9 protein-coding genes are annotated in these 14,952 nt (G+C 41.7%); 2 read left to right on the forward strand and 7 right to left on the reverse strand.

Annotation, left to right across the window (positions count from 1 at the left end):
- Positions 1–50: 50 nt before the first annotated feature.
- Positions 51–2,201: an adenosylcobalamin-dependent ribonucleoside-diphosphate reductase gene (locus ABVT42_RS03640; RefSeq protein WP_353873776.1), complete on the forward strand. Its 2,151-nt coding sequence runs from the start codon at positions 51–53 to the stop codon at positions 2,199–2,201.
- Positions 2,202–2,236: 35 nt separating this feature from the next.
- Complete coding sequence (locus ABVT42_RS03645) at positions 2,237–2,923, forward strand: TSCPD domain-containing protein (RefSeq protein ID WP_353873777.1); 687 nt, start codon at positions 2,237–2,239, stop codon at positions 2,921–2,923.
- A 334-nt stretch (positions 2,924–3,257) separates the two neighbouring features.
- On the opposite strand, the gene ABVT42_RS03650 is transcribed toward ABVT42_RS03645, so the two are convergent.
- The 7 genes from ABVT42_RS03650 to ABVT42_RS03680 all read right to left on the reverse strand — a co-directional run bounded on the left by ABVT42_RS03650 (position 3,258) and on the right by ABVT42_RS03680 (position 14,924).
- On the reverse strand, positions 3,258–3,737 hold the full coding sequence (locus tag ABVT42_RS03650; RefSeq protein ID WP_353873778.1) for a pyrimidine dimer DNA glycosylase/endonuclease V: 480 nt from the start codon (positions 3,735–3,737) through the stop codon (positions 3,258–3,260).
- 139 nt (positions 3,738–3,876) lie between these two features.
- Positions 3,877–4,416 carry a manganese efflux pump MntP gene (locus tag ABVT42_RS03655; protein WP_353873779.1) on the reverse strand — a complete coding sequence of 180 codons (540 nt, stop codon included), beginning with the start codon at positions 4,414–4,416 and terminating at the stop codon, positions 3,877–3,879.
- A gap of 54 nt (positions 4,417–4,470) precedes the next feature.
- On the reverse strand, positions 4,471–5,454 hold the full coding sequence (gene lepB, locus ABVT42_RS03660) for a signal peptidase I (protein WP_353873780.1): 984 nt from the start codon (positions 5,452–5,454) through the stop codon (positions 4,471–4,473).
- A gap of 221 nt (positions 5,455–5,675) precedes the next feature.
- Positions 5,676–6,320, reverse strand: coding sequence for an OmpW/AlkL family protein (locus tag ABVT42_RS03665; protein ID WP_353873781.1), 645 nt, complete (start codon positions 6,318–6,320; stop codon positions 5,676–5,678).
- Positions 6,321–6,976: 656 nt separating this feature from the next.
- Positions 6,977–10,516, reverse strand: a complete 3,540-nt coding sequence (locus ABVT42_RS03670) for an eCIS core domain-containing protein (protein WP_353873782.1) — start codon at positions 10,514–10,516, stop codon at positions 6,977–6,979.
- A 234-nt stretch (positions 10,517–10,750) separates the two neighbouring features.
- The gene (locus tag ABVT42_RS03675) at positions 10,751–11,182 is read right to left on the reverse strand and encodes a tetratricopeptide repeat protein (protein WP_353873783.1); all 432 of its coding nucleotides are present in this window, start codon (positions 11,180–11,182) and stop codon (positions 10,751–10,753) included.
- Positions 11,183–11,273: 91 nt separating this feature from the next.
- Positions 11,274–14,924, reverse strand: a complete 3,651-nt coding sequence (locus tag ABVT42_RS03680) for an eCIS core domain-containing protein (protein WP_353873784.1) — start codon at positions 14,922–14,924, stop codon at positions 11,274–11,276.
- Positions 14,925–14,952: the final 28 nt, after the last annotated feature.

The raw sequence follows: 14,952 nt of genomic DNA on the forward strand, positions 1-14,952 counted from the left end.
GGCTATTAATCTTCAAACTAAAATCAATTTGGAAGCGAGGAATTCCATTAATGACTGTATCTTTAAAAAGAAATCAGATCCCCGAAAATTTTCAAATCGACTTTCAGCATACTTCAACTGATATTTGGCAAACCAAGTATCAATTAAAAACGAAAGACGGTTTACCGGTTGATAAAACTATCGACGAAACTTATGATCGCGTTGCTCGAGCCTTGGCTGAAGTAGAAGAAAGCGATAAAAAAGAAACAGTCTATAAAGATTTTTTGTGGGCTCTTAGGCACGGCGCAATTCCTGCTGGCCGCATTATGTCAAATGCTGGTGCTCAAGAACACAAACCTGCCACATCAACTATTAACTGTACCGTATCGGGGACAATCCTCGACTCAATGGATGATATTTTAGGAAAAGTCCACGAAGCCGGACTGACCCTAAAAGCAGGTTGTGGTATTGGTTATGAATTCTCAACACTGCGTCCTAAAAATGCCTATGTTTCCGGTGCTGGAGCCTATACTTCGGGTCCACTGTCTTTTATGGATATCTATGACAAAATGTGTTTCACCGTTTCCTCGGCGGGTGGAAGACGTGGCGCACAGATGGCAACCTTTGATGTCAGCCATCCGGATGTTATGGAATTTATCAAAGCTAAACGCGAAAATGGTCGATTAAGACAATTCAACCTTTCGCTACTCATTACTGATGAGTTTATGCAAGCAGTGATTAATGATGATGACTGGAAACTCATCTTTCCTGTTTCAGAAAAAGAAGTGACGCTTGATAAGCTCGACTTGAATGATAAATCACAAATTGTTTGGCGAGAGTGGCCAACAACTGAAAGCTATATTACCAATGACTACGGGCAGGTAGCCTGTAAAATTCATAAGATCATTAAAGCCAAAAATCTGTGGAACCTGATTATGTCATCGACCTATGATTTTGCAGAGCCCGGATTTATTTTGATCGACCAGGTTAATGATAAAAACAACAATTGGTTTTGTGAAAATATTCGTGCAACCAATCCTTGTGGCGAACAACCTCTCCCCGCTTATGGTTCATGTTTATTAGGATCAATCAATTTAACCCGTTTTGTACAATATCCATTTACTGAAAACGCCAAATTTGATTGGGATAAATTTCGTAAAGTCGTAAAAATTTTTACACGGATGCTAGATAACGTTGTTGAAATTAATGGTTTGCCACTAATTGGACAGCGCGATGCAATTTTATCTAAACGCCGTCATGGTATGGGGTATCTTGGTTTAGGTTCAACCTTAACGATGCTACGCAAAAAATATGGCTCAGCCGAATCAATCGACTTTACCGAACAAGTTACTCGTGAATTAGCCATTGAAGGCTGGCGAACCGGACTTGAGCTAGCTCAAGAAAAAGGCCCAGCACCAATTATGGAACAAGAGTTTGAAGTAACCGGCGCTATGTTGCATAAACGTCCTGAAATGGTTAAAGATGGGTATAAGGTTGGGAATAAAATTAAAGGTAAAGTACTTCATGCAAAATATAGTCGCTACATGCAAAAAATTGCTGAAGTAGAACCGAAATTAGTAGAAAAGCTCGCCAAAGTTGGTGCGCGATTTACTCATCACTCGTCAATTGCACCAACCGGTACAATTTCTTTATCATTAGCAAACAATGCCAGTAATGGGATTGAGCCAAGTTTTGCTCATCACTATTCACGTAATGTCATTCGAGAAGGCAAAAAGAGTAAAGAAAAAGTTGATGTCTACTCATACGAGTTATTAGCTTATCGAACACTGGTCAATACCGATGCGATGCCTTACTCTGATAATCCAGAGCAAGCACTACCGGATTATTTTATTACCGCTGACGATATTACACCAACTCAGCATGTAGATATTCAGGCTGCTGCGCAAAAATGGATTGACTCATCCATCTCGAAAACAGCAAATATTCCGACTGATTTTGCTTATGACAAATTTAAGGATATTTATTTATATGCCTATAAAGAAGGCTTAAAAGGCTGTACAACCTTCCGGTTTAATCCAGAAGTTTTCCAAGGAGTGTTGGTTAAAGAGAATGACCTGGAAAATACAACTTACCAGTTTAATCTGGAAGATGGCACAACGATTGAACTGAAAGGTAATGAAGAAGTTGAATATGATGGAGAAATCCATACCGCAGCTAATTTGTTTGACGCATTAAAAGAAGGTTATTACGGTAAGCTTTAGGCTTTACCTTATTGAAGATAGGATACGAAAGTAAAATGCCAAAAATAATTTCACAACCCATCGTTGGATATAAAGTAAAAACCGAAGAAGAAGCCCCTGTAGTTGAAGAAAAAAAATCTTCTGCAGAAATTGTACAAATGCATGAGAGTGTTAAGCGTCCCGAAATGCTTTTGGGTTCGACTTATAAAGTAAAGACGCCATTATCGGATCATGCACTTTATGTCACCATTAACGATATTGTTCTTAACGCTGGGACTGAACATGAGTTACGCAGACCTTTTGAAATATTCATCAATTCAAAAAATATGGATCATTTTCAATGGGTCGTTGCTTTAACGCGTGTTATTTCAGCAGTATTCCGTAAAGGTGGCGATTGCACCTTTTTAGCAGAAGAATTAAAAGCGGTTTTTGATCCGAAAGGTGGTTATTTTAAAGCGGGCGGTAAGTTCATGCCTTCATTGGTTGCAGAAATCGGTGATGCCATCGAGTCTCACTTGAAAATGATCGGACTATTAGAAGATCCTGGTTTAGATGAACATCAACAAGCATTAGTCGATGCAAAACGCGCCGAATATGAGTCTTTACAACAAGGTGGCGCTGCTGACCATAAAGGCGACTATCCTGATGGTGCACAGATGTGTAACAAGTGTATGACCAAAGCAGCCGTATTAATGGATGGCTGTATGACTTGTCTAAGCTGTGGTGACTCTAAATGTGGGTAATATTCATTTAAATTAATTTAGTTTTACTAGAAAAAAGGCTCATTGATTGAGCCTTTTTTAATTTCATTACCTTTCAACAAATCATATTCAATATCAATATTAGCCAACTCAGTTAGCACTATCGCCTTATATGATAGCAGAAAGAACAAATAGCGAATAAGAATCAGTTTGTTAAAATTATTTAGGTCATTCATGATAGTGATGAATATAAAGTGATGGATATAAAGTGATGAACATAAAAAATATGATTCAATATACTCATGCTGTTCATATAAATATACAATGATTTTATCGGCGCTGCTGTAATAAGTATTGCTAAAATATTTAAACAGAATCAAAAATTATGCGAGATTTCGACCCACTCCGGCACAGCACGATTCGTCCAAGCGGCAAAATGCATTTTTTCACCTAAATAAAACTGACGATAAGCGCGAACCGCATCGCCATCAACTTTATACTTATCGGGCATAGCTTGCGCGAAAGGTGTTAGTCCATTTCGCTGATAATAAAGTTTTTCAATTTCAGGTAAAACCGCCATAGATTTATGGTCATGAGTTTTTGCAAAACGATAGCGGTATTCAGCATTAAGTGCGATAGTTAAATCAATTAACCATTCAAAATTATCAAATGACGACTCAACCCACAACACACAAGGATGCTTCATATGCGTTGACTTGTAGGGTGTTTTAAATCCTTTTTTATTTAATGCGGTACAGAGTAGCTGAACGCTTTCTAATATCATTTTAACGACATGTTTATCACAGTGATATTCAGCACAGCGCTGAATATCTTCATCGAGAATAAATATATTCATTTAGGTTTAACCTGATAAGTATTGTTTTTTTTAAAGCAAATAAAGCACTATCAGGCTACATACGCTAATTATAAGATTTTGGAGCACCCGAATGACATAATACTAAAGCATCAAACAAGCACTCAATTAAATTGAATAATCAGAATAGTAGAATTTTAATACCAATTAATATGAGTATCACGCCACCTAAAAGCTCAGCTTTACTCTCTAGCCAGGTACCATTTTTTATACCAACTATTACCCCAAACCAGCTCATTATGAAAGTTATTATACCAATCAGTAGACAAGCAATAAAAGCATTCACGTTCAGTAAAGTTAAACTAAAGCCAGCGGCCATCGCATCAATACTCGTTGCAATTGCCAGCGTCAACATCACTCGATGAGAAATTTTCACAATATCTTCTTCAATGCCTTCACTAATTGACTCATAAATCATTTTTGCACCAATTAAGAGTAATAAAGCAAAAGCTATCCAATTAGCATAATCTTCAATAAATCCTAAGACGCCCTTTCCACCTAAGTAGCCAATCAAAGGCATCAAGCCTTGAAATAAGCCAAAATAAATTGCGCAAGTTAACCCTAAACGAAATTGGCTTTGCTGATTTTTAGAACCTAAACCAACAGAAACAGCAAATGCATCCATACTCAATGCAAACGCTAATACAAATACTTCAATCAAATTAAATCACTCAATAACTTTATTAATAATCATTCGGTTTATTACTGATTTAAATTACAGCACTTCACCAATAATATTTGAAATAGAAACCATTCCAAAAAATCGAGAATCATAACTGTTATCCCGGTTATCTCCCATAATAAAAACCTGATCAGGCAAAACTTGAAAAGTATTACCATCTACTAACTGGCAACTTTCTGAAAATCCATTTTGGTTGTGCAAAATATTAAATGTTACATTCTCTATCTTTTGCTCATAAAGAAGTAACTCATCTGAATTAGCAAGCTGTTCATTCTCTATCAAATGATGCTGATTATTCAATAGCTGACGACCTACAACAACCTCATTACATCCCTGTTCATTACAGTGTGTAATTTCGAATGAATGCCCAGTAAAGTGAAGCGTATCACCCGGCACACCGATAATTCTACCTTGAAACGCCTGCGGACTGTCGATCGACTTTAAGTATAAAACGGTATTACCACGTTTTGCCATTTCGTACATTGCGCTATTTTCATTGATATATAATACATTACCGTTTAAATAAGTTAATGCTGACTTTCTTTTATCAACATATAAAATATCATTTCGGTAATAATTAGGCGCCATGTTAACTGAGCTCACCTGATAAGTTTCAACTAAAAAGCTTTTTACCAAATTAATCCCTATTATATAACCAAAGACATAGGGTAATACCACATACCAGCGACTATATAGTGGCATAAGCGTATGTGGCTTAATTTGCTTATAACAACGCCAGCAATCAAATATGCCGACAAGGAGAATGATTAGTTGTATCAGCCAGATAGATTCAACTGAAAATTTTTCTATTATTTTTAAATCGGCATAAAAGGTCGAAATAGCGAGCAAAACAAATGCTAAATACACTAATCCCCTTTTAAATCGACCCAAATACAACATGCCACAAAATGGCGTTCCCAAAATACAAAATATGAGTGCTAGAATAAAGCTTTTTGGTGGTTGACTTGAAGTATTAACAGTGCCTGCTTGTCCCGGCTGATAATAAGAGTTATCCATATGTTACCCGTTTAATACCTTTTTATTCACTCAGTATATTATGAACTGAATGACTTTAATATTAACATAATTTGTTATCAAAGTTCATGCAGCGACACGGCGTAAAAATCGATAAAATATTGGCAATAGCTTAAAATAAAAAAGCAAACCTTTACAATAAGGTTTGCTTTAATGCAGTCTTAACGATGTGCCCTAGAACTTAGACACATCCGTATTATTAATTAAAAAGTTGTTGAAACACCTAACATTACAACCCAAGGGTCAATATCAACATCAACACTGGCGGCTACAGAGTCATTGATAATAACATCAGCAGTTGTGTCAATCTGAATATAACGAAGGCTACCAGTAAATTTCCAGCCATCAGTCATTGGTGTATCAAAGCCTACTTTAAATGCAAGACCCGTTGAAGATTCCAGATCTAACTTAGCTTGTGCATTTAATGCTGTGTCTAATGTGCTACTGCTCTCTTCTTCAAAGAAAACGGTATAGTTTAAACCAGCACCAACATGGAATTGGGTTTCTTCACCCCATTGGTAAACCAGACTGACCACTGGAGGTAAATGTTTAGTTTCACCTAATTTGGCACCTGATAAAGAACCAGTACCAACAATATCATGAGAAAATGGCAGTGCGCCTAATACTTCAACACCCCAGTTTGCATCAACCATATAAGTTGCACTAAATGCTAATCCTGTATCTGAATCAACACCAACGCCGCCACCTAAAACTTCTCCACTGTCATCATTAGGAGAAACATGCGCGACGCCAACGCGGAAAATCCAGTTATCAGCATTGTCTTGTGCAGCAACGAAAGGTGTCGATAAGGCAGCAGAAATTGCCAAAGCAATGGTTAGTTTTTTCATTGTCATTAACCTTAGTTATAATGTTAGTTAGAAGCGCGCACAGTCTAATCAGACTGACCGCAAAGAATATTGATAAATATCAATTGATTTTGAAATTTTGCGGCATTCTAAATTAAAAAGATTGATAATGACATGTGAATTTAGTGACTATTTTGTGAACTGATAGACAATAATTAAGATGCTTTTTAAGATTTCTTCTATTGATTACAAACTGACATATTTTTGCGCTTAATACTTAGATTAAAACCCGCTTGCATATCAGTTTATTATAAAACGTTCAACTAAAAAGTTGAGCAAAATCAATAACTTTAACCACAATTTATTTAGGTTTAATTTTAAATATCCTGGCTAACAAATGGTAAAAAAATATCGATAATCAGCATTTAACTTCGTGTATTTATCAAGCAACTGACTCCCATGGTTGCGACATTTTTCTTGTCATTTCGGCATAATCAAACTGTTGACTCTGTTGATTTTGCTGCCACCAAAATTTTTCGTCGGTAATAAAAATTGTCTTAACCAGATTGCTTCTGGCACAAATGCTAACTCACATTTTCGCTTTTTTAATTTGATTATTTTTATTTTTTAGTCACATTTTTAATAGATAACCAATTTACTTTTCACACATGCAATATCCACGTAATATGTTCTTAAGTTCAACCCATTTGAGTCTGTCCACTTGGTATAGGAAAATCACCAAGCTCCGGTACTGGTTCAAGTAAACTTTTGTCAATTTCTACCATACCCGATTCAAGCGCTACTGAGGTTGTTTCTTCCCACATTCCTCTTTGACCAATATTCAACTGCGTTTTTTGCGTAGTGAGTCGGCGCAACGCAGCGTAAGTATTATAATCAGCCCCACCAACCTGATATCGACCACCTTGTTCTCCATAAACATAAAAACTTGGATTACTTGACCACCACTCTACTTCTCGAGCAAGCAATCCGATATTACGTCCTTGAGTGGCAACATAAACCGTGGTCGAAGATTGCGGCGTTTTAAATTCAGCTTTCCAGGGTTTGTTGCCAAATCGAGTTTGTATGGCAACAGTTAAACCGCCCAGTTTCGGATCAGGTTGTTCCGCAGTTGGTGCTTCACCTCGCCCCTGCATATCAAGTAATGTTTCGGTATTGGTAATCATGTGACGAACATAAGTTTGCATTAATTGCGTCAACAGCGGCACTTCAACCCACCTTTCAGTGGTTTCATTTTCCCAATCGGTATCATAGCCACCGGCTTTCACCAACCACCTGCGCTCAGAAAAACTGCCATCGCCCACCCAAGTAATTGCATCTTGGCCACCATCAATAAAATAAGCGGCAAACTCATCATAGTTTCGAATATTTTGAGCTAAAAATACGCCGAGTCTGAGTACTTGCGCATCAGGCAATGCTGGATCATTATCACTATGAGCAATCCATAGACCATCCCAGCGATCTTCTTTTAATCCTTCAATAACAGTTGCCGGATTACTAAAATAATCATTTGAAAATATCCCCTCATCTACAGCCCCTAAACGTGGCATTACGCCCATTTGGTTCCACCAGGCAATACGTCTTAAAAATGGTGCAACATGTCTGCGACGGCTGGTATTGTGGGCCATTTGATAACTTTGATAACCTTCCATACCAATATTAGCCAGTTCTATACCCGCCAGTAGCCCGCCAACTCCGCGAGCCCCTATTCGGCGTCCCCGCGACATACCAGCTAACGAAACAGTATGACCATTTGGCAAGATATTTTGTTGAAATATATACTGCGCACGCAACCGGCGAAAAGCCACATCCCTGGGTCTTGGTCCGCCTCTTTTGCCATATAAAACACTATCGCGAATAGTCGGATCCATTTGTGAAAGCATATAACTAAAAGCGGTATCAGAATAAGTGCCGTTTCTTAATGCCGCTTCCAAAGCAACTTGTCTAGGCGCTTGATTAATGTTGCGCCGTCGATACTGACGCAAAGTTTCAAATCCAGCAGGCCCAATCATGGTTTCCGCTGGCGTCGTTGCAGGAATGGCAGCCAGTGCACGCTGATAAGCTGCGCCCTGTGTCCCTGCGGTATAGTCACGTGCCCCCGCAGCGGTAGTACCACCGCTGGTTCTAACTCTGGCAGCCGCTTCACTGGCTTGCCGAATACTGCCTCGCAGCGTCTCCATTGAGGTGTCAATTTCACTGATTGTCCTATCCACATCGACACCACGGCCACTAAATACTGAGCGCCAGGCACGTAATGTTGACTTTGACTCATGTAAGGTTTGTAGTCGCTGAATAGCACCAGTCAATGGGCTTTGGATAGTGGTTAACTGTGTCGCTCGGCTACCGTAAGCGGTCACACTATCGCGGGTTGCCGTAACACCCGATGAACCTTCTCCAACGGCTTGTGCACGCTCACTGATCGTGACGTTAATACCCAAGCGACGCATCAATTCGATCGTATCTTGCCTAGTTTGAGAATGCTGCGTTAAATCAGTCTGCACAACCACATTAAGTTGTCCGTTTTTATAGAGCGTTGCATCTAGCATTGCCATTAAGCCGCGAATATCCCCGGTTTCCATACGGCCCGCATGGTGACTGAATCCATTAATTGTAGTGACGCCTCTAAAAAAATCATTAAAACGAGTTGCTCCCATGGCATTACGAAACAGTTCGAGATCATTAAATCGCACATCCCCTAAAGTAATCACCCTGGCACCGTCACTACGACGGGTCACTCGCGTGATAAAGCTGGCGGTATCGACTTGTTTAGCGGTGACTCTTGAACCACTAGATAAATGCTGCATTGCGCCTGGCAGCGATAAGTATTCAATGGTGACATCACCATGAGTTGAACGAGTTAAAGTAAATTCATTGGTACCACTGCGATTTTTGCTGATTTGTCCGGGTACCCAACCGGTCCAGTCACCACCTTGATTGCGCAACTCTCGAATAGCACGCTGTAAATCACGTCGAATAGTGCCGGTAACAAACTCTTGAGGAATGGCAATGCTGCCGGGTGACAGATTAAATTCGACTGCAATACGTGCGATTTCAGAAACATGGTCTCGATGAATATGAATAATTTTCAGTTGCGATATTTCACTTAACCCCATACGCCCCATCAATCCATGTACCTGATCCATATAAATTGCCGCCGTCACTCGAGCCCCACGTCCCGCATCGAGCTGAATGGCTCGACGTGTACCAATTCGAATAAATCGAGAACCTGATGCGCCGGTTGAGGGTACGCCCATAATAGTACCCTGATCAGCCAGTCGTCCATTAACGCCTTGCGCTGCTTCTAGCGTTGACGGTTGATGAGTGAGAATAAAGCCACCAGGTAACAGTGCCCACTGTCCACCCAGATTAAGTAGTGCTAAATGATCACCTGAAGCCTGCCATTCTGACTCATCATTTTCAATCAGCTGCTCTAGCGGATCTCGAAAAACATTGGCTTCACCGACCGATAAAGCACCCAAAGTTTGCTGCACGACGTGAGTGGCTTCATGCGCCATAAGTTGCAAATCGTTGGCACTTTGTCCTGCGCCCAAAAAGATATGGTTATCGGTTGTAAATGCCTTAGCATTAATCGAATTGGCCGCTTGCCGGGCTTGCGGGTTATCATGGACTCTCGCATGACTTAAGTCGGCATTGACGACAGGTTCAATACGCGTACGAATTGACTCACTTAACGGTTTGCCAGCCCCAGGTGAACCAATGGCTTGTGCGGCCTGTTTTGTAACGGGTGCACCGCCATCATGGTGTCTTTTAGGTTGTAGCAATGCTTGTCTTGATCGTCCCGACTCACTGCTGGCAGAATACTTATGTGAAGGTGAGCGATAAGGTGTCAAACGCGGTTTCAGTGCAACCGCTGAATCATTAATGGCGCTTTCAATTTGCTGAGACGGGTTTGTTGCCGTCACTTGCTGCGCGACTTCATCGGCTTGTTTCTCTTGTGGACTGTCGATGGCACCAATCTTGAGCTGCGGTTGAATGAAAGGCGATGGAATATGCGTAGTAAAGCTAGTTTGTGCTTGTTTTGCATGATTCAAAAACAGATGATGAATATAAGCTGGATTGTTCGAGTTAACCAGCGGACTTGCTGCCTCAGTTGTGAGGTGTTGCTTAACTACCGTGTCGGCATTTGCAGTACTGGATTTACGGGCATTACCCGAAGAAGTCACCGATTCGGCATTGGATTGACGATTTGAAGTAATCATAAAACGCTAACACTCCTGACTCAATTCACAACAGCTTTCTACAAGATTTTTACCATAATTATTTTTCAGTTCACCAACTTACTTTACACTCGACATTTTAGTTTTACACCGATCAATTTGCTCTTAAGCTAATCACATTGGTTTTAAACTCAGATTTTCGGTTTCAGACTCAGATTAAAAACAAAACACTTCAATTGATATTCGATTGATTGATAATTGTAAAAATGCTTTAGGTTAATTCAAAATAATCTTACTTTTTAAAAAGTTTAGATATTTTTCATCTTCTTCACCCAATAAATCGAGTTCGGAGCCCATATAGCAACGGGTTAAATGGTCGGCCGCTTTATCCAAATCATTCACTTCATAATAGGCTTGTCCCAAACGCAAATGAATATAAGGGTTACCCAAACCGCCAGGACAAGCCAGCGCATATTCAAGTGTTGAAATCACATGTGCAAAATCTTTAGAATAAAAGTACACATCACCAAGTGCAGTCATAATCCAGGTAGCCGCTTCCCATTCGTGTTGTGGTTCTGGCAACATATCCCATGCTTTTTTATAGTGTTGGTAAGCCTGATTTAAATCATTTTGTTGCATGGCTGAATCCCCTTCACTACACAACTGAGTGATCTGTTCATAGGTCTTTTCATCAAGTTCGAGTTTCAAAATCTTTTCCTTTAATCTTTCATCAATATTATTACTGCTAGATGATTATGCCATTTATCATGAGTTTCATAATTACCAGTACGACCAATAACTACGGCGATATGGTTGGCGGTGGTAAATCAGGTACTACCGGCGGCAAATAGGTTTCGCCCAATCGCGCTCCTGCTGAACGATTGATACTTCGAGGTTGAAACTCATAGTTTGAAGAGTCCAACATAAAAGTTCGTACCGGTTGACTACGCGCGCCGTGAAAACGTCCCACTCGATTCCACCAGCTCACAGCATCGTCAATATGCCCCATATCAATCGTGTGATCAATAGCATACCAATTTCCGTCACTGGCTTGCACCTCGAGTCCGTGACCCGAGCCAGATGAAAATTCAACCGGTTGCCAACTTCCATCAGGTGCTCGCACTTCGAGGCTGCTACTACCGCTAGTGCCCGCGCGTAATTCTCTCGGACCTCTGATTTTACCCTGACCAAACATGCGCCTTAATACTTCTCGACCAGTTCTGGAGTATTTACTGGGAGTTGAGCCCATGTACAGCAAGCGGCGAGAAATACTGGCATGACTGCCTGCCCCAGCAATGCGGTGGTAATGACCATCTAAAAAATAAGAAGTCGTTGGGTTGTCTCGTGCCCACTGTGGTGGACTGGCTCCCGCATCAAGGCGTTGTTGAATAGTTTGCGCCCCTGCGGGTAGTTCAACATCGGGTGCGGCCAGTCCTGGCGACGCTGTTGAAGCGGTTGATGTTGCAGCGGATGGTGTACCCGATGCCGATACCGTCGACGATGGCGGTGGTAAATCGGGCACCGTCGTTGAAGTGCTGGGTAAATCAACCGGTGTATCGCCGGTGGCTGCCGAAGCAGGCACATCTGGAGCACCGGATGCTGGGACATCAGCAGTCAATCTTGGAGTCCCATCAGCATCGGCGTCCAGTCGAACACGACCGTTTGGTCCGGCACTGATATCTCGCGCGCCACTAGCGACACCAAACAGCATCACTCCGCCCGTTAAAACCCCTGTTAGTACTAACCTTGTTAATGCCGCATCTCGCTCTCCGGGTGGCAATGATGAGTTATTTTTCAACGCATTGTATTGCGCTAAAAATTGTCCGGTTACCGCAAATACTTGAATCAAATTAACCGAAAAATCTACCACCTTGGCTCGAAACAAATAACGTCCGGCCAACAACGCGGCGTTGGCCAGTCGCGTTCCAGCCTGAGCCGAAATACTGGCTATTTTGCCCATGCCTAGAGTAAAAATTGATGCGATATCGGCGGCAATACTTATCCCACCGATCACCAAGTCACCCGTAGTCAACATGCCATGCTGCGACCGCTCGTGCCAACCAGCAAGTGTAGAACCAATACTCGCAGCCGCAGCCAAACCAAACGCCAGCGGCACACCGGCGGCACCGGCGGTAAATAAAATTAGCCCCAAGACTGCCAGCGCAATGCCTAAAGCCGCCAAAAAGCTCGACACAGTCCAGGGTTCTGTTGTTCTGAGTGACCAGATTCTGCCACTTGGCATAGTCCAATAAAGTTTTCCCTTTGAAAAACGCAGTGCTGAATTCAATTGCTCAAACAAAGCCGTTGGCGGATCGACCTGCCTGCCTGCAGCCAGAGCGGATGCATCAGTATCACTGATTGGCTGAGTATTCGAACGCCGATCACTGGCCATTAAGTCTTCGAGTACCCAGTTATTACCTTGTCGATACAAATAAAACTGCCAGGGAATTGCTTTTGCCACGTTGTCAGTTTGGCCATCGTCCCGGCGGACATCCATGAATTGATCTTCTGGATAAAATACCGCTGGTATGCGCACGGCATCTTCATGACGGCGTTGCAGGTCCTGCTGTCGGCTGAGTAATGACTGAAAATATTCAAATCCCTGACGAGCCTGCGAATTTGCAGGTAATCGATAAGTCAGTAAACCGTCCATTGATGCCGTTGAGTGAGCAAAATCCTGCAATACTGCTCGCCAGTCGGCATCAACCTGAGCGGCATAAACCCGGCGTAATCTAGCTCGCAACTCAGCCACAATTGACGCGGGTGCACGATAAGGCGGCGAAGGACGCGGAAAACTGATCGACATACCAGCGCAAAATGCACGCTCCCCCGGTTCTCCTATTGGTGAAGAACGCATTGCACTTTGTTGCGCGCGCCAGCTTTGCATATCTGATTCGTATTGTGTCTGCTCTTGTTCTGCGCGTGTCCGTTGACGTGATTCAGTATCGCTAACAAACGGAATAAGATAGGTATAAAAGTCAGCCATCGCCCGACGAGGCACTTCGACATCAACATCTGAAACATTTTCTGTCAGTAAATCGGTATTAATCGCTACGGTACTTTGCTGAGCCGCAGCCCAACTGGACTGTAATTCAGGATTACTCATTTCAACCAGCATGGCAACGCGCTGCTGGGTCAGCATACCTTGGGTGCGTCCCATTTCACCACTGAGTGTTGTTTGCTGTCCGCGTAATGTGCCACGGAACTCTCTGTCTCGAGAGCTGGTCCAGCGGTCACGCGTCTGCCTTTCCCGTTGCAATTGCTCATAAACCATTCGCCCCATTGTCTCAGCGTATCGATCCGCAATCGGTCCATCAGGTAAACGAGAAATTAAATTAAGTGGTGGTAAATTTTGCTGTTGAACCACATGGGTTGCTTCGTGAGCCATTAAAGGTAGATCAAACGGGCTTTGTCCTGCGCCAAGAAAAATATGGTTTTGATGGGTAAAAGCCTTCGCATGTAATGTTTGCGCAGCTCGATTAGCCTGACTGTCGTTGTGCACTTTTGCCTGCGACAAATCAGCACCAAGTACAGGCTCTACTCGGTTTTTCACCACAGATGGAATACTCATTCCCCCAACGGGCGATCGTATCGTATTTAGTGTTAATGCAGTGGCTGAATGTGCTACTCCCCCGCCGTCAACGCCGATACTGCTCACAGATTGTTGCTTTTTAGCGAGTTTTGGCGAAATTTTACGTTGCAAATACTGACGAGGCAAATAAGCAGCAGAGGTTGGCGCTACCTGATTGCATGTCGGTAAACCTACAGCGATTTTGTTATTGCTTAGTGCCGATTCTTGAACAGCCACCTGAGCCGCAACTTGGTCCGCCTGCTTTTCATATTCGTCATCAGGTGCACCAATCATCAATTTTGTTTGCACTATCGGTGAGTTCAGTTCTTCATTATCTTGTTCCTCAACAATTGCTCCGTTGTCCGTTGCATTGCTTTGCGGTTTGCGTTGAACAACCTTTTGATTACCATGAGATGCAGTATTTACTGATGTTTGGTTAGTTGGCAAAATTGTTTTTTGAAAATTTTTCGTACTTGCCGGGGCGCTGGTATTTGAAGGTATATTTGTATTGGAAAGTGTATTTGTATTGGAAAGTGTATTTGTATTGGAAAGTGTATTTGTAGAATTTTCTATTTGACTATTGGTAAATTGGCTATGAGCAAATTGAGCATTGGCAATTTGAGTATTAGTAGCTTGCGAAGCCAGGCCAGTTCGTTTTAAAAATATGGGTAATGTAGCTATTGACTCTGCATTATCAATATCAGACTCAACCGTTGAATGAAAAGATATATTATTAAGTAAAGCTTTTTGCTGATTCGCTTGTTTTGAATTTAAGTTTCGCTCTGATTGTTCAATTGATGTCTGATTTTTTTTCGAATTAAAATGCTTTAGACTATTTTGCTGATCACTCGACTTTGATTTCTTTTGACTAAAGCTCATTTGATATTATCCTGTCGTCGATTGCATT

Source organism: Aliikangiella maris, assembly GCF_040719265.1.
Classification (GTDB): domain Bacteria; phylum Pseudomonadota; class Gammaproteobacteria; order Enterobacterales; family Kangiellaceae; genus Aliikangiella; species Aliikangiella maris.